The organism is Paenibacillus sp. D51F (genome assembly GCF_053345695.1).
On sequence record NZ_JBKFAO010000021.1, the window covers coordinates 38864 to 55524 of the forward strand.

Annotated in this window: 14 protein-coding genes; all 14 read left to right on the forward strand. The window is 65.3% G+C overall.

The window, feature by feature from the left end; genetic code table 11:
- The first annotated feature begins 41 nt into the window (after nt 1–41).
- The 14 genes from ACLBWT_RS22495 (at nt 42) to ACLBWT_RS22560 (ending at nt 16424) form a co-directional block, all read left to right on the forward strand.
- Nucleotides 42–1628, forward strand: coding sequence for an ABC transporter ATP-binding protein (locus ACLBWT_RS22495; protein WP_447665309.1), 1587 nt, complete (start codon nt 42–44; stop codon nt 1626–1628).
- Entirely contained in the window at nt 1625–3166 is a 1542-nt protein-coding gene (locus ACLBWT_RS22500) for an ABC transporter permease (RefSeq protein WP_447665310.1), read from the forward strand. The genes ACLBWT_RS22495 and ACLBWT_RS22500 overlap by 4 nt, the downstream gene beginning before the upstream one ends.
- A gap of 25 nt (nt 3167–3191) precedes the next feature.
- Nucleotides 3192–4121 carry an ABC transporter permease gene (locus ACLBWT_RS22505; RefSeq protein WP_447665311.1) on the forward strand — a complete coding sequence of 310 codons (930 nt, stop codon included), beginning with the start codon at nt 3192–3194 and terminating at the stop codon, nt 4119–4121.
- 89 nt (nt 4122–4210) lie between these two features.
- Nucleotides 4211–5116 (forward strand): FAD binding domain-containing protein, encoded by a 906-nt coding sequence (locus tag ACLBWT_RS22510; protein ID WP_447665312.1) that lies wholly within the window; start codon nt 4211–4213, stop codon nt 5114–5116.
- Nucleotides 5117–5447: 331 nt separating this feature from the next.
- A complete protein-coding gene (gene pucD, locus ACLBWT_RS22515) occupies nt 5448–7763 on the forward strand; it encodes a xanthine dehydrogenase subunit D (protein WP_447665313.1) in 2316 nt (771 codons plus the stop codon).
- Nucleotides 7753–8397, forward strand: a complete 645-nt coding sequence (locus ACLBWT_RS22520; RefSeq protein WP_447665314.1) for a (2Fe-2S)-binding protein — start codon at nt 7753–7755, stop codon at nt 8395–8397. Before pucD ends, ACLBWT_RS22520 begins: the two co-directional genes overlap by 11 nt.
- A 60-nt stretch (nt 8398–8457) precedes the next feature.
- Nucleotides 8458–8940, forward strand: a complete 483-nt coding sequence (locus ACLBWT_RS22525; protein ID WP_447665315.1) for a nucleoside deaminase — start codon at nt 8458–8460, stop codon at nt 8938–8940.
- Nucleotides 8937–9443 carry a 2-oxo-4-hydroxy-4-carboxy-5-ureidoimidazoline decarboxylase gene (gene uraD, locus ACLBWT_RS22530; RefSeq protein ID WP_447665316.1) on the forward strand — a complete coding sequence of 169 codons (507 nt, stop codon included), beginning with the start codon at nt 8937–8939 and terminating at the stop codon, nt 9441–9443. Before ACLBWT_RS22525 ends, uraD begins: the two co-directional genes overlap by 4 nt.
- Nucleotides 9444–9507: 64 nt before the next feature.
- Nucleotides 9508–9894 (forward strand): hydroxyisourate hydrolase, encoded by a 387-nt coding sequence (uraH, locus tag ACLBWT_RS22535; protein WP_447665317.1) that lies wholly within the window; start codon nt 9508–9510, stop codon nt 9892–9894.
- A 26-nt stretch (nt 9895–9920) separates the two neighbouring features.
- On the forward strand, nt 9921–11321 hold the full coding sequence (gene allB / locus ACLBWT_RS22540; protein ID WP_447665318.1) for an allantoinase AllB: 1401 nt from the start codon (nt 9921–9923) through the stop codon (nt 11319–11321).
- Nucleotides 11322–11344: 23 nt separating this feature from the next.
- Nucleotides 11345–12844, forward strand: a complete 1500-nt coding sequence (locus tag ACLBWT_RS22545; RefSeq protein WP_447665319.1) for a hydantoinase/carbamoylase family amidase — start codon at nt 11345–11347, stop codon at nt 12842–12844.
- Nucleotides 12841–14247 carry a pyridoxal-phosphate-dependent aminotransferase family protein gene (locus ACLBWT_RS22550; protein WP_447665321.1) on the forward strand — a complete coding sequence of 469 codons (1407 nt, stop codon included), beginning with the start codon at nt 12841–12843 and terminating at the stop codon, nt 14245–14247. Before ACLBWT_RS22545 ends, ACLBWT_RS22550 begins: the two co-directional genes overlap by 4 nt.
- Entirely contained in the window at nt 14244–15839 is a 1596-nt protein-coding gene (gene ggt, locus ACLBWT_RS22555; RefSeq protein ID WP_447665323.1) for a gamma-glutamyltransferase, read from the forward strand. The genes ACLBWT_RS22550 and ggt overlap by 4 nt, the downstream gene beginning before the upstream one ends.
- 36 nt (nt 15840–15875) lie before the next feature.
- Nucleotides 15876–16424 (forward strand): chromate transporter, encoded by a 549-nt coding sequence (locus tag ACLBWT_RS22560; RefSeq protein WP_447665324.1) that lies wholly within the window; start codon nt 15876–15878, stop codon nt 16422–16424.
- Nucleotides 16425–16661: the final 237 nt, after the last annotated feature.

Here is a 16661-nt window from a genome sequence, read left to right on the forward strand (position 1 = left end):
GTTTTTGCACCCGCGCTTATTACTGAAGGAGGACTGCCGACATGAATGCCATTCCAGCCGTCGACATGCGAGGAATCGTAAAGAGGTTCGGCTCCGTGACCGCCAACGACCATGTGGACTTCCAGGCGGCCAAGGGGGAAATCCATGCGCTGCTCGGGGAGAACGGGGCCGGCAAAAGCACGATGATGTGCATGCTCTCCGGGGTCTACCGCGCTACCGAGGGAGAGATCTGCCTGAACGGCAAGCCTGCCCGGATCCGCTCGCCCAAGGAAGCCTCCCAGCTCGGGATCGGCATGGTGTTCCAGAACTTCCGCCTCGTGCAGACGCTGACGGCCGCGGAGAACATGGTGCTGGGAGAGAAGGGCTCGCTCTGGAGAGGGCGCGGCTGGCTGAAGCGGAAGTCAAGGGAAATCGAGGAGCTTGCCGCTCGTTTCGGACTCGGGTTTCCGGTGGACCGGCCGATATGGCAGCTGTCCGTCGGCGAGCAGCAGCGGGTCGAGATCGTCAAGACGCTGTATCGCGGCGCCGACATCATCATCCTCGACGAGCCGACTTCCGTGCTGACGCCTGGCGAGGCTGAGCAGCTGTTCGCGACGCTGCGGCAGATGCGGGCGGAGGGCAAGACGATCATCATCACGACGCACAAGATGAAGGAGGTCATGAGCGTCGCCGACCGCATCTCGGTCATGCGGAAGGGCAAGATGATCGCCTCGCTCGCCAAGGAGGACACGGACGAGCGGGAGCTGGCCCGCCTGATGGTCGGCAAGGAGGTCGTGCTGGAGCGCAAGGAACGCGGGGAGGCGGGAACGGAGCCTCTGCTCGCCATCCGCAGCCTGAAGGCGGCCGGACACGGCGGGCGCCAGGCGCTGGACGGACTCGACCTGACGGTGAACCGGGGCGAGATCGTAGGCATTGCAGGCGTCGCGGGCAACGGCCAGAAGGAATTGGCCGAGGTGCTCAACGGACTTCAAGAGTGGAAGTCGGGCGAGATCGAGTTCGACGGCAAGAAATGGAGGAACGCCTCGGTGCGGGACACGATTGAGGCCGGCATCTCGCATATTCCGGAGAACCGGATGAAGAGCGGCCTCGCGGGCAGCCTCGCGCTGACGGACAACCTGATCGCCAAATCGTACCGGAACAGCGAGCGCTCCTCTCGTCTCGGCCTGCTGCGCGGGCGGGCCAACAAGAGCTGGGCGGCGGAGCAGGTGGAGCGCTTCGACGTCCGCACGCCGGGCATCGATACCCCTGTCCGGATGCTGTCGGGTGGCAATCAGCAGAAGCTGCTGTTCGCCCGCGAGATCGCGAGGGAGCCGAAGCTGCTCGTCGCCGTCCATCCGACGCAGGGACTGGATGTCGGAGCGACGGACAGCGTGCATCGGATGCTCATGGACCTGCGGGAAACGGGCAGCGGCGTGCTGCTGATCTCGGAGGATCTGGATGAGATCCTGCAGCTGTCCGACCGGATTCTCGTTCTGTTCGGCGGCCGGATCATCGGAGAGCTGAAGCATGATGAAGCGGACCGTGCGGTCATCGGCATGCTCATGACAGGGATGGGAGAAGCGGCTGCAGCCGCCGAAGCCGGGCAGGAAGGCAGTCCGGACGGCGGCAAGAAGGAGGCGTTGGCATGAGCAGGCTGAAATTCATCGCTGTCGGCGCTTCGGCCGCCGGGGCGGCCTTGGCGCAGAGGCACGCTGCGATGCCGGAGGAATCGAGCAAGGCTTCGACCGGCGGATCGGACTTGGCGCAGAGGCGGGAAGGGATGCCGGAGGAATCGAGCAAGGCTTCGACCGGCGGAGCGGACTTGGCGCAGAGGCGGGAAGGGATGCCGGAGGAATCGAGCAAGGCTTCGACCAGCGGATCGGACTTGGCGCAAAGGCGGCAAGGAACGCCGGAGGAATTGAGATCCGCTGCGGCTGCCTGGGCGGCATCGGAGCAGCGGCAGCAAGAGCAGCCGCCGGCAAGGGGCGCGCAGATGCTGGCCTCCGCCGGGGGAGATATCGTCTATATCCCGGCAGCTCCGATAAAGGCGGCATCGGCTGGCAGATCGGCTGGGTCGCCCGAAGCCTCGCCAGGAAGTTCGAGCGCAGCGGGAGCGCCCGGGACAGATAAGCCGCGCTTTCCGTTCCGGCTGGAGATCGATCCGGCGGGCAAGGGCTCGCCGTGGTGGACGCCGGTCGTCTCCATCTTCATGGGCTTGCTCATTTGCGCCGTCTTCATCGGGGCGAACGGCATGAACCCTGTTACCGTATACGCCAAAATGTTCCGTGGGGCCTTCGGCACCGAATTCGGACTTACGGAAACGCTCGTCAAAGCGATTCCGCTGCTGCTGTGCGGACTAGGCGTCTCGATCGCCTATCGGATCTCCGTGTGGAACATCGGCGCGGAGGGGCAGTTCCTCGCAGGCGCCATGGGCGCGACCGCGGTTACGATCTACATGCCGGGCTTGCCGCTCTGGCTGTCGATTCCGTGCATGCTGGCGGCGGGCATCGCCGCCGGAGCGTTCTGGGGGCTGCTGACCGCCATTCCGCGGACGTATTTCCAGGTCAACGAGCTCATCACTTCCCTCATGCTGAACTATATCGCCCTGCTCGGCCTGAACTACGTCGTCTTCGGTCCGTGGAAGGATCCCAAGGGCTTCAACTTCCCGGGCACGCCGATGTTCGGCGACAACCAGTCGCTGCCGGTGCTCGGCGATTCCCGCCTTCATCTCGGGCTGCTGTTCGCCGTCGGCGCCGTCATCCTGTATGCGGTCATGATCCGCTACACCCGCTGGGGCTACGAGCTCAGGCTGATCGGAGCCAATCCCGATGCGGCGCGGGGAGCGGGCATCAACATCCGCCGTCATATCCTGATCGTCATGGGCATCAGCGGCGGACTGGCCGGCATCGCCGGCATGGCGGAGGTGTCGGGAGTCGCCCACCGGCTCATGTACGGCATCTCGCCGGGCTACGGCTATACCGCCATCATCGTCGCCTGGCTCGCCAAGCTTCATCCGGCGGGACTGCTCGTCACCTCGTTCTTTTTCGGCGGCCTCATCGTAGGCGGCTACAGCGTGCAGACGATCGGCATGCCCTCCTCCATCTCTTCCATGATTCAAGGAGCGATCCTGTTCTGTCTCATCGCAGGCGACATGGCGGCCAAGTTCCGAGTCCGCCGCACCGCCTGACACCGCGCCGGGAGGCTATCGACCTATGGACTTTCTCATCATGCTGCTTGCAGCCGCCATCGCTTCCGGCACGCCGCTGCTGATCGCGACTCTGGGCGGAATTCTGAACGAACGCGCCGGCATCATCCAGCTCGGCACCGAGGGCATCATGCTGATGGGCGCGGTAACCGCCTGCATCATCTACCTGCGGACGGGGAGCCTTGGCCTGGCGCTGCTGGCGGCAGCCGGCGTCTCGGCGGCGCTTGGCCTGATCCATGCCTTCATGACGGTGTCGCTGCGGGCCAACCATATCGTCACAGGCCTCGCGATGACGCTGTTCGGCACCGGCCTCAGCGCTTACCTCGGCAAGCCGGTCAGCGGCCAGCCGATGCCGGCTCCGGTGCCGAAGGTGAATCTGAATTTCCTGGACGGCGTACCGGTGCTTGGCGACTTGTTCGCGCATCTGGATGTGTTCACCTGGGCAAGCTTCGCGCTCGCCGTCCTCCTGCATCTGCTCATCCACCGGACTTCGTTGGGGCTGCATTTGCGGGCGATGGGCGACAATCCGGCGACTGCGGACGTCATGGGCATCCGCGTCCAGCTGTCCCGCTGCCTGTACGTCACGGCGGGAGCCATCCTGATCGGGCTGGCCGGAGCGGATCTGCTGCTCGTCTATTCGCCGGTCTGGAACGAAGGCATGACGGCAGGCAGAGGCTGGATCGCCGTGGCGCTCATCATCTTCGCCCGCTGGAATCCGCTGCGCGCTTTGCTGTGCGCCTATTTCTTCGGGGCATTGGACTCGCTGGGCTTCCGCATCCAGCTGGAAGGCACCGCAATTCCGTCGTATTTCCTGAAAATGATTCCGTACGTCGTCACGATTCTCGTGCTCATGTATCTCGGCTGGCGGAACCGCGGCAAGCCGTCCGGCTCGCCCGAAGCGCTGGGAAGCCCGTACATTCGGGAGCAGCGTCTGTAAGGACGTCCGGGACTGAGGGGTCGGGGCTTCGGTCGCGAAAGGCATGCATGGGGCACGGCGTTCATTCCGTGCCGGAAGGAGGAAAAGACATGGCGGTTCAATCCATGCCCGGCATGCAGCCGGCGCTTCTGAAGCCGATGTCGCTGCAGGAAGCCTGGCTGCTCCGGGCTGGCCGGGAAGCGGCGGCCGTGCCGGTCGCCGGGGGATCCCTGCTGCGGACGCAGTGGGAAAACGGGGCGCCGCTTCCGCCGTATTTGCTGGATTTGAGAGGAATACCCGGGCTAGCGGACATCGCGGCAGATTCCGAAGGGGTCCTTGTCGGCTCGCAGGCCACGCTTGCAGCCGTAAAGCGTTCTGCGCCCATCCGAGAGCGCTGGCCGCTGCTGCATGAGGCTGTCGGCACGATCGGCGGTCCTGGCATCCGCAACCTCGGCACGCTGGGCGGCAATGCCGCCTCCGCGATCGGGGACTCGCTTCCGGCGCTGCTGGCGCTGGAAGCCGCACTCCTGTGGTACGACGGAGCCGGGCTGGCCGAGCAGCCGCTCGATGAATGGCTCGATGAGCGCCGCTCCTTGGCGGAGCCGGAACGGCGGCTGCTGGCCGGAATCCGGCTTCGGGAGAGCCGGGCGGAGCCGCAGGCTGCGGGCGGCTGGCATTGCTGGCGCAAGGTCGGACGCCGCGAGTCGTTCACTCCGTCGCTCGTCAGCTTCGCCGCGACGGGAACGATGCTGCCGGAGCAGGGCGGACAGCCCGCGCTGCGGCTTGCCGCCGGCGGCGGCTCCTGCATCCCGCAGCGGCTCCGCCTCGCGGAGCGGGCCGCTCTCGGCGCCATTGTTGGCGGCGCGAGCGCGGCCGAAGCCGCCGCTGCCGTCCATGCTGCGGCGCTGGCCGAGTTCCTGCCTGCCGGCGACGTCTTCGCGGATGCCGATTACCGGCGGCGGACGGCGGCCAATCTTGCTGCGGCAGCGGTGTGGGAGGCGTGGAGCGGAAGCTGACTTCCGGCTTCAGCCGAAGGTGTGGGTGGCGGGCAGCGGGCGAAGCCGCTGCTCGTACGGAGAGCTTGCAGCCGCAACTGCTGGAGAAAGGATACGGAGAAAAACGGATGTGCTCTGGAGAAGCGGCAGCGTTCGCCTTTGAAGACGGATTTCCCCTTATCAAGGGTGGGAAATCAAGAAATCCGTCTTCAACAGCGATCGGAGGAGCCATCCGTTTTCGGAGTTTGGACCGCCTGCTCCAGAATCGGAGGAGCCATCCGTTTTCGGAGTTCGGACCGCCTGCTCCACAGTCTAGCGATCCATTTTACGATACCGGAAGGAGAGGGACGCGATGATACTTGACCGTGAGTCCAGCGGAGAGCGCTGGCGGACCCGGCCGGACGGTCCGGACAAGGTGAACGGAAGGCTGACGTATTTGACCGACATGCAGCTTCCGGACGCGCTGTGCGGACGCGTGCTCCGAAGCGCCCATCCCCATGCGGCGATCAAGTCGGTCTCCATCGGCAAGGCGCTGGCATTGCCCGGCGTGCATGCGGTGCTTACCCATAAGGACGTGCCGGGCCTGAACCGGTTCGGCATCGCTTTTCCCCATCAGCCCGTGTTCTGCGAGGACCGGGTCCGGTATATCGGGGACGCTGTGGCGGCGGTCGCCGCGGACAGCGACGAGCTCGCGGAAGCCGCGCTCGCCCTCATAGAGGTCGACTACGAGCCGCTGCCGGTGCTGAGCGATCCTGCGCAGGCGCTGGAGGAGGAAGCCCCGCGCCTGCATGAGGACGGCAATCTGCTGCATCGGACGGAATACAAGACGGGGGATGCGGAGGCGGCTTTCGCCTTATGCCATCATATCGTCGAGAACGTCTACTCCACTCCCCGCCAGATGCATACCTACATGGAAACCGAGGGCGGCCTCTTCATTCCGGAGAAGGATGGCAGGCTGACCGTGTATTCGGCGACTCAGCACGGCCTGATGGACCGGATGCAGCTGGCGCGCATCCTGAACTGGGAGGAGGAGCGGATCCGCGTCGTATCCAGCCCGATCGGCGGCTCCTTCGGAGGCAAGGACGAATTGAATGTCCAGCCTTACGGCTGCCTGCTCGCGCTGGCGACGGGCCGGCCGGTGCGCCTGCACAATTCCCGCATGGAGTCCGTCCGGGCCGGGCTGAAGCGCCATCCGATGATCATCTCCATGAAGACGGGCATCGGAAAGGACGGCAGGCTGCTGGCCCACCGGGCGCGCATTTTATCCGATACGGGGGCTTACGCCACGTTGGGAGCCGAGGTGCTCAATTTCTCTACCGAGCATGTCATCGGACCTTATCTTCATCCGAACCTCGATGTGGAGGGCTCGGCGGTTTATACGAACAACGGCGTATCCGGGGAATTCCGCGGCTTTGGCGGCAATCAGGCCATCTTCGCCCTGGAGGGGCAGATGGATGAGCTGGCGGAGCTGCATGGAATGGATCCATGGGAGTTCCGGCGGCTCAACATGCGCCGGACGGGGGATCCCGGACCGCTCGGCCAGCCGATCGCGCAGACGGACGGGGCGCGGCAGGTGTGGGAAGCGTTGGAGCGCAGCCCGCTCTGGAGGCAGCGCAGGCAGACGCTGGAGCGGAAAGATTACAGCCTCGGCAAAAAGCCGTGGATCCGGACCGGCGTCGGAGCCGCGATCACGATGCACGGAGCCGGTCTCGGCTATGGCATTCCCGATCCGGCGGGAGGCATTCTGCAGCTTGCGGAGGATGGCGTGATCGAGGCGGTTTTCGGCTACGAGGAATTCGGCCAAGGACTGATCGCCACGCTGCAGGGGATGCTGATCGAGCAGTTCGGGTTCGGGGCCGCCGACGTGCGCATCGTCATCGGGGACACCGACAAGGTTCCGAACAGCGGCTCCAGCACGGCCTCCAGGGCGACGAGCATGATGTGGATGGCGCTGCGCAGGCTGCATCCGGAGCTGACGCGGCGCCTCAAGGAAGAGGCATCCGACGCTTCGGGCCTTCGGCCCGAGGAGCTGGAGACCAGCGAGGGAGGAGTCCGCGATCGGCAGGGCGGGCTGGTCCTCTCTTACCGGGAGCTGTCGCAGCGCCTCCGAGCTTCGGGCCGGACGCTGCGCTGCGAGACGACGTTCCATTATCCCGTCACGACGAAAAAGCATGTCGGAGCCCACTTCCTCTACACTTACGCCGCAGTGGCGGCGCGGGTGGAGGTGGACCTGCTGACCGGCCGGATCAAGGTGACCGACCAGTACCACGCCGTAGCCGCCGGCCCCGTCGCCAATCCGCAAGGCTATCTCGGGCAGATCGAAGGAGGAGCCTCGATGGCGCTAGGCTTCGCGCTGAGCGAGGATGCCGTCATGGAAGAGGGACGTTATCTGACCCGCAATCTCGATACGTATCTCGTGCCGACGGCGGCGGACAGCGGGCGGTTGACGGTGGAGGCCATCGAGGAGCTGCCGGAGGACGACGCCTACGGTCCCCGCGGAGTCGGGGAGATCGGCTCGGTCGCGCTCGCTCCCGCCATCGCGGCTGCGATCCTGCAAGCGACCGGCATCAGAGTAAGGAAGCTTCCGGTGCAGCCGGAGCTGCTCCAGCGAGCTTTCCTGGGAGAGACGCAAGCGGAAGCGGAAGGAGGCGGAGCGGATGCCGGATAACAACAGCCCGAGCTATCCCGAGGGCGAGGCGAAGCTGGAGCTCAAAAGGCATTCGGCGGCTGCATCGATCCAGGATGAACGGATAGCGGAACAGAGCGGGCGGCCGGCGCCTTCCATGCCGGAGCCGGCGGAGGAGGAAGGCGGCGGGGAGCCGCCGTTCGAGCTGACGTTCCGCCTCAACGGCGAAGAGCGGACGATCGGGACATGGCCCGCCCGCCGCATGCTCACGGTGCTGCGGGAGGATCTGGGCCTGACGGGGACCAAGCGCTCCTGCGAGATCGGACGATGCGGAGCCTGCATGGTGCTGCTGGACGGAGAGCCGGTCAACAGCTGCCTGCTGTCGGCTTACCAATGCAGCGGCGCGGATCTGGTGACGATCGAGGGGCTGCAGGGAGAGCGGGCCGGCCGGGTCAAGGCGGCTTTTCTGCAAGAAGGAGGCTTTCAATGCGGCTACTGCACGCCGGGAATGGTCATCTCCGTTTCCTCGCTGCTGGAGCATAATCCGTGCCCGAGCCGTTTGGAGACGGAGGAGGCGCTGGCAGGCAATATTTGCCGCTGCACCGGGTACGGAAGCATATTCCGGGCGGTATGCAGAGCCTCGGAAGGGCAGGCGGAGATGCCGCCCGCCAAATAGCCCGAGGCCGGAAGGGCAGACCAGCCCTATAACGATAGAGAAGTCAGGAGATGAAAAGGAATGGAGCCAAGAGACCATCTGCCTTATTTGCAGCGTGCAGTCGAGGTATCGAAGCGGGCGAGGGCGGCGGGCAACACGCCGTTCGGAGCGATTCTGGTCGACAAGGAGGGCCGTGTGCTGCTGGAGCAAGGCAACATCGAGATTACGGAGAGCAATTGCACCGGACATGCGGAAACGACACTGATGGAGCGGGCTTCCGCCGTCTATGACAGGAAGTTCCTGTGGGACTGCGTCATGTACACGACGGTCGAGCCCTGCGCCATGTGCGCGGGATCGATCTATTGGGGCAATCTCGGTACGGTCGTCTACGGCATCAGCGAGAAGCGGCTGCTGGAAATGACCGGCGACGACGAGCAGAATCCGACGCTCGATCTGCCGTGCCGGGAAGTGTTCGCAGCCGGAAGCAAGCCGGTGACGGTCATCGGCCCGTTCCCCGAAATCGAGGAAGCGGTCGTCGCCGTCCACGAGGGGTACTGGTCGTGAGCGCGGAGTGGACGATGGAACAGCTGAACGGATTGCCGGCCGCATCCTTCGTGGAAGCTCTCGGCGGCATCTTCGAGCATTCTCCCTGGGTAGCCGAGGCGGTCGAGCCGCTGCGGCCGTTCGAATCCGCGGAGGAGCTGCATGCGGCGATGGTGAATGCCGCGCGGAGCGCGCCGGAAGAGAAGCAGCTGGCGCTGCTGCGCTGCCATCCCGATCTCGGCACGAAGCTGGCGATGAGCGACCTGTCCGTATCGGAGCAGAAGGGAGCTGGGCTTGACAGCCTGAGTCCGGAGGAATACGAGCGGTTCAGCTCGCTGAACCGGGACTATGTCAGCCGCTTCGGCTTTCCGTTCATCTTGGCTGTGCGGGGCAAGAACAAGGACGACATCCTCTCCTCGCTGGCCGAGCGCGCGGCCAGGGAGCGCGGAGAGGAGCTGGATCAGGCGCTGCGGGAAATCGCGCGCATTTCCGGCTTCCGGCTCGCTGATCTGATCTCGGAATGACGACAGGCCCCCGGGAGCCAGGGAGCTCGGGCAAGGAGACAAGGGCAATCGAGGAGGAGCTTGAATGGCAGGGAAATTGACGACCCATGTGCTGGACATGGCCCATGGCGGCCCGGCCGCCGGCATGAAGCTGCAGCTTGTACGGCTGGCGGGTGCCGGCGGCAAAGGCATCCTTCATGAAAACGCCACGAACGAGGACGGAAGGCTGGATCAGCCTCTGCTCGAGGGCGAAGCGTTGACGCCGGGCATTTACGAGCTGCTGTTTTTCGCAGGCGATTACTTCCGATCCCTGGAGCCGTTGGCGCAAGGTTTGGAAGAAGGGACTGGAGCGCCCGGCGAGCGGTTTCTGGAGCAGATTCCGATCCGCTTCACCGTGACGGCATCGGGCGGAAATTACCATGTTCCGCTGCTCGTCGCTCCAGGCGGATACAGCAGCTATAGAGGAAGCTGACCATCAAACGAAAAGAGGCGGATGGGATGGGAGAACGCGGATTCCAAAAGATCGTGCGCGGCGGCCTTGTCGCGCTGCCCGGCCATGACGAGCCGCAGCAGGCGGACATCGGCATCTGCGACGGCAGGATCGCGGCAGTCGGAACCGGGCTGGAGGCGGCCGGAGCGGAAATCATCGACGCCGGGGGCTTGCTGGTCATGCCCGGCGGCATCGACGTCCATGTCCATTTCAACGAGCCGAACATGGGCCACTGGGAAGGGTTTCCGACCGGCTCCGCGGCGCTGGCCGCCGGCGGCTTCACCGCATATGCCGACATGCCGCTGAACGGCTTGCCTGCGACGGTGGATACTCCGGCGCTGGCGCTGAAGGCGGAGGCGGCCGCGGGCAGGTCGGCGGTCGATTACGCCTTCTGGGGAGGGCTTGTGCCGGGCAAGCTGCAGGAGCTCGAGCCGATGGCCGAGGCGGGCGTCGTCGGCTTCAAGGCGTTCGTCTCCAAGCCGGGCGGCGAAGGGGAGGGCCGCTTCGTCGAAGCCGACGACTGGACCTTGTATGAAGGGATGCGCCGGATCGCCTCCTTCGGCGGGGTGCTGGCGCTGCATGCGGAGAACGACAGCATGACGACGGCTCTGGGAGATGCCATGCGGCTCGAAGGGCGTACGGGCGCTCTCGATTTTGCGGCATCGAGGCCGCCGATCGCGGAGCTCGAGGCGGTCAACCGGGCGCTCTTCTACGCCGGCAGGACCGGCTGCCGCCTCCATTTCGTGCACATCAGCCACCCCGATTCCGTAGAGCTGATCCACAGCGCCAAGACGAGCGGGATGGACGTCACGGTGGAGACATGTCCGCATTATCTCATGCTGACCGAGGAGGATATGGCGAGGCTTGGAGCCGTCGCCAAATGCGCTCCTCCGCTGCGCTGCGCCGAGAGCAGGGACCGTCTGTGGGAGCAGCTTGCCGCGGGCAAGATCGATCTCGTCGCCTCGGATCATTCCCCCTCTCCCTTCGAGCTGAAGGAAGCTCCGGGGCTGAGCTTCTTTGACGGCTGGGGAGGCATCTCCGGCGCCCAGAGCACGATGGAGCTGCTGCTCCACGAAGGCGTGCGGAAAAGAGGGCTGCCTGCCGGACTTGTAGCGAGGGTGCTGTCGCAGGCGCCGGCAGCGCGCTTCGGCTTCGCTGCCAAGGGCGGCATCGTTCCCGGACTCGACGCCGATCTGGCGCTGGTGGACATGGAGCATCCCTATACGCTCGAGAAGAAGCATCTGCAGTACCTGCATCCCCACAGTCCGTACGAGGGCATGGAATTCGGCTGCAGAGTGGCCGGGACGCTGCTGCGGGGCGAACATGTCTATTCCCTGGAGAGCGGCGTTCTGCCCGGCGGCGGGGCGAGAATACGCGCCGGTCTCGGCAGCTATGCAGGCAAGGCTTGATGGATGGGAAAGGAGGCCGGCTCATGGCCAGACATAGAGAGGCTGCCGCCGCGGACGGGGCGGCGGCCTGCATGATGGATATTCTGGAGGAGCTGGCTGTGATCGGGGCCGAAGAGGCCGGGGCGGAACTGCCCAGGACGGAAATGATGGCGGTCGGCACGGAAGCTCAAGCTCAATCGGGCACTGCGGAGGCTGATTCCGGCGATGCGGGAAAACGGCTGGGCAACGTGAAAGCCCGGGGAGAGCAGCCGAGCCTAACGGGAGTTCAGCTCGGCGATTCGAGAATAAGGTCCAGCAATGTGGAAGCCCGGTCCGGCGATGCGGGAGAACGGCCGGGCAAGGCGGAAGTCCAGCCCGGCGTGACGAGGCTGCTCTACGATGGGGCTTGGCTGGAGGCCCAGCGCCATCTGGAGGCGCGGTTATCCGGCCTCGGCCTGGAGACGCGCTGGGACCGGACCGGCAGCCTGTACGGGCGGCTGCCCGGAAGGGATGGCGGCCGGACGATCCTGACCGGCTCCCATGTGGACACGGTCCGCCGGGGCGGCCGTTACGACGGCGCTTACGGCGTCGCCGCCGGCATCGCCGCGCTGGATGCGCTCAACCGGCTCTACGGACCGCCGCGCCGGACGCTGGAGGTCGTCTCTCTGTGCGAGGAGGAAGGCAGCCGGTTTCCGTTGTCGTACTGGGGATCCGGCAATCTGACCGGACGGTACGCTCCTGCCGATGCGGGCGGATACCGCGACGCGGATGGAGTGACGCTGGAAGAGGCGATGCTTGGCGCCGGCTTCGGCCGGGAGAGCCAGCCGGATCCGCGGCGGCATGACCTGGATGCCTTTGTCGAGCTTCATATCGAGCAAGGTGTCGTGCTGGAGCGGGCCGGCGACGATGTCGGCATCGTGGAGGCGATCGTCGGCCAGCGGCGCTACGGGATGACGCTGGCCGGCGAGGCGAATCACGCCGGGACGACGCCGATGGGGCTGCGGCGAGACGCGCTGGCGGGAGCGGCGGAAATGCTGCTCGCTGCCGAGAAGGCGGCGCGGGCGCATGGAGACCCGCTCGTCGCGACCTGCGGGCGCATAGAGGTGCAGCCGGGTACGGTCAACGTCGTGCCGGGCGAGGCAGCCTTCACGCTGGATGTGCGGCATGACGATGCGGCCGGGCTGGACGCCTTTTGCAGCGGGCTGCTCCGCACATTCGGCGCTATCGCGGACCGCCGCGGCTTGAAGCTGGAATCCACGCTGTGGATGGATGCGGCTCCGGCTCCGATGCATTCCGGACTTGCGGCCATGCTGGAAGCTTCGGCTGCGGGCCTCGGCCTCAGCAGCCGCCGGATGGCGAGCGGAGCCGGGCATGACGCGCAGCTGCTGCAGGGCATCTGTCCGACCGCGATGCTGTTCGTGCCGAGCAGCGGCGGCATCAGCCATTCCCCGCTGGAATATACGGAGCCTGAGGCGCTGAAGCGGGGGCTGGCCGTTTTGATGGACGTATTATACGAGCTTGCTTATGAGGAGAGATTGCCATGAAACGATATGCCGACCTTTCCCCGTCTCCGAGAATCATCATGACGCCTGGACCTGTGGAGGTCGATCCCCGGGTGCTGCGGGCGATGAGCCACGGCATCCTCGGCCAGTTCGATCCGGAGTTCACGGGCCTCATGAACGAGACGATGGAGATGCTGCGGGAGCTGTTCCGGACGACGAACCGCTGGGCTTATCCGGTGGATGGCACGTCCAGATCCGGCATCGAGGCGGTGCTGACCGCGCTTATTGAGCCGGGAGACCGGGTGCTCGTCCCGATTTTCGGACGGTTCGGCTATTTGCTGCAGGAAATCGCCCAGAGGCTCGGGGCGGAGGTCTACACAATAGAGAAAGAATGGGGCACTGTCTTTGAATCCAATGAAGTGATCGCGGCCATCGAGGAATGCAAGCCGCAGGTCGTGCTGATCGTGCACGGCGAAACGTCGACGGGCCGCGTGCAGCCGCTTGCCGAGATCGGCCGAGCCTGCCGGGATCGGGATATCCTGATCGCCGTGGACGCTGTCGCCACGCTCGGCGGCGTGCCGGTCGAGACGGATGCCTGGTGCCTGGATGCCGTCATCGGAGGGGCGCAGAAATGCCTCTCCGTGCCGTCCGGCATGGCGCCGGTCACCTATAACGACCGCGCCGAGCGCAAGCTGCTCGCGCGCAAGAGGGTGGAGCGCGGCCTGCAAGCGCCGGCTTCCTATGCGCCGTCCGCGTCTACGCCATCCGCGTCTACGCCATCCGCGTCAGTGACATCCGCGTCTGAGGCATCCGCGCCTGCGGCATCCGCGTCAATGACATCCGCGTCTACGCCGTCCGCGCCAATCGCAAGCTCTGCCACCTCGAGCCGGGCCTTGCTGCTGCAGCCTGCCGAGACGGAGGGCGGGCGGAGCGTCATCCGCAGCAACTACCTCGATCTCAGCCAGCTGCAGGACTACTGGAGTCCGGCACGCCTCAACCACCATACCGAGATGACCTCCATGCTGTACGCGCTCCGCGAAGGCGTGCGCCTCGTGCTGGAGGAAGGGCTGGAAGCCCGCTTCGCCCGCCACCGCCTCCATGAAGGTGCGCTCATGGCAGGCCTTGGCGCCATGGGCCATCGCTTCTACGGAGATCCGGCCTGCAAGCTGGCGGTCGTCACCTGCATCGAGATACCGGCCGGCATCGACGGCGAATCGGTGCGGTCCATGCTGCTGGAGCAGTTCGGCATCGAGATCGCGAGCTCCTTCGGTCCGCTCAAGGGGAGAATCTGGCGGATCGGCACGATGGGCTACAGCTGCAGCAAGCGCAACGTTCTGCTGCTGCTCGGTGCGCTGGAGGCGGCGCTGCTGCGCCACGGGGCCGACCTGCCTGCAGGAGCGGCGGTGCAGGCGGCGCTGCAGGCTTATGTGGAGGCGGCGTCATGAAGCCGGTCATGCCGATGGGCTATCAGGGCATGGTGGCGGCTCCCCACTACATCGCGAGCGAGGTCGGACGCGACATGATCCGGCGCGGAGGCAGCGCCGCCGATGCGGCTGTATCGATCAGCGCGTCGCTGGGAGTCGTGTATCCCCATATGACCGGTGTCGGGGGAGACAGCTTTTTCATGCTCTACGATGCGGCGAGCGGCGGGCTGGCGGGATACAACGGCAGCGGCCGCGCCGGCAGCGGGCTGCATCCCGGCGTTTACCTCGATGCGGGAGAGAGCGCCATTCCCCAGCGCGGGGTGCGCAGCTCCATCACGGTGCCGGGCATGGTCGACGCCTGGTGGGAGGTATGGCGGCGCAGCGGACGCCTTCCGTGGGAAGAGCTGCTGGAGCCCGCCGTCCAGTATGCGGAGAAGGGCTTCCCGGTCTCTCCGAACCTGCATCGCTGGATGCTCGCGAACAGGAAGGAGCTTGCGGCCTGCGCTCCGCTCGCGGAAATTTACCTCCCTCATGGCATCCTGCTCGGCATCGGCGACCGGCTGATCCAGACGGAGCTGGCCCGCACGCTGCGGGAGCTGCAGGCAGGCGGGCGGGACGCCTTTTATTCCGGCTCCGTCATGCAGAGGATCGTAAACGGCATGCGGCGCGACGGCGGCCTGCTGTCGGAAGGGGACTTCACCTCCCATCAAGGCGAATGGGTGAAGCCGATCTCCGTCAATTACCGGGGCTATGACGTTCACCAGATGCCGCCGAATTCGCAGGGGTTCTCGGCGCTCATGATGCTGAACGTGCTGGAGAATACAGATCTGTCGGCCGTGCCGAGGGAATCCCCGGAGTTCTACCATCTGATGGCCGAGACGGTCAAAAAGACGTTCCGCGACCGCGACCGCTATTTGACCGATCCCGACTTCGCGCATATCCCGCTGGAGCGGCTGCTGTCCAAATCCTACGCCAGGCATTTGTATGAGGAAATCGACCGGAGCTTCCCCGATCCGGCTCCCCATCTGTCTCCGGCGATGGGCCAGGATACCGCGTATGCGGCTGTCGTGGACGGGGAAGGAAACGCGGTATCTTTTATCCAAAGCTTGTATTATGATTTTGGGGCGGCCTACATGCCTGAGGAGACCGGCGTGCTCATGCAGAACCGGGGCTCGTTCTTCTCGCTCGATCCGGCGCGTCCCAATGTGCTCGCGCCCGGCAAGCGCTCGTTCCATACGCTGATGCCGGCCATGATCACGCGGGGCGGCAAGCCGTACGCCCTCGTCGGAACGCAGGGCGGCGAAGGCCAGCCGCAGACGCAGCTGTCGGTCATCACCGGCCTGCTCGACTACGGCTGCAGCATCCAGGAAGCGCTGGCGCTGCCCCGCTGGATCTACGGCCGGACCTGGGGCTCGGGCAGCGACTCGCTCAAGCTGGAGAACCGCGGCCTGGAGCAGACCGCCCGGACGCTGGAGCAGTGGGGCCACGCGGTCGAGCTCGTCGGAGCCTGGGACGGCGTCACCGGCCAGTCGCAGGGCATCGTCATCAGCGGCGAGGGGCTGCTGACCGGCGCGGCCGATCCAAGAGGGGATGGCATGGCCATCGGCTGGTAGGCCGGATGGGTTCAATTTGGAAAGGAAGTTCGTCTTATGATCGCTACGTTATGGAATTTGTTCTACTCTTTCGGCGTCGCCACGCTGCTCGGCTACGGCGGCGGGCCGTCCATCATCCCGATCTACCAGGATCAGGTCGTCAACCGCTACGGCTGGATGAGCTCGGAGGAATTCGGCAAGGCGCTTGCGTTCGGCAATGCGCTGCCGGGGCCGATCGCGACCAAGCTTGCCGGTTATATCGGCTACAAGGTCGGCGGAGTGGCGGGCAGCGCCGTCGCCCTCGTCGCGGTCGTGCTGCCGACGGCGCTCGTCATGGTCGCGCTCTCCGGCATCATGATCAAGCTGAGCGACAACCCCGTCATCAAAGGAATGATCAAGGGCATCCAGCCCGTCATCTTCGTCATGATGGCGATGCTGGCCTATGATTTCTCCAAGTTCGCCTTCAAGCCGGCGAACGGAATCGTCAGCTTCCTGCCGTTTCTGATCGCGGCCGTCTTTTTCATCATGGTTCAATATCTGAAGCTGAACGCCGTATGGGGCATCCTGCTGTCGCTGGCGGTAGGCGCGCTGTTCCTGCGGGGGTAGGCGGCCATCCGGCAAAAAAGGCGGGGCAAGGCAGAATTTCTGCCTTGCCCCGCCTTTCTTGCCGTGAGGAGCCGTCATCGTTTCCTGAAAAAGCCAATCCGGAACATCGAGGCCACTGAAAATGTGTCGATGCAGACGGAAATCATTCTTCCGATCGCTGTTGTCCCCAGATTTCTCTGATTTCTGCCGCTTTTAACGGTTGAAATCCGGGGACAAAGGCGACCACATCCGTTTCTC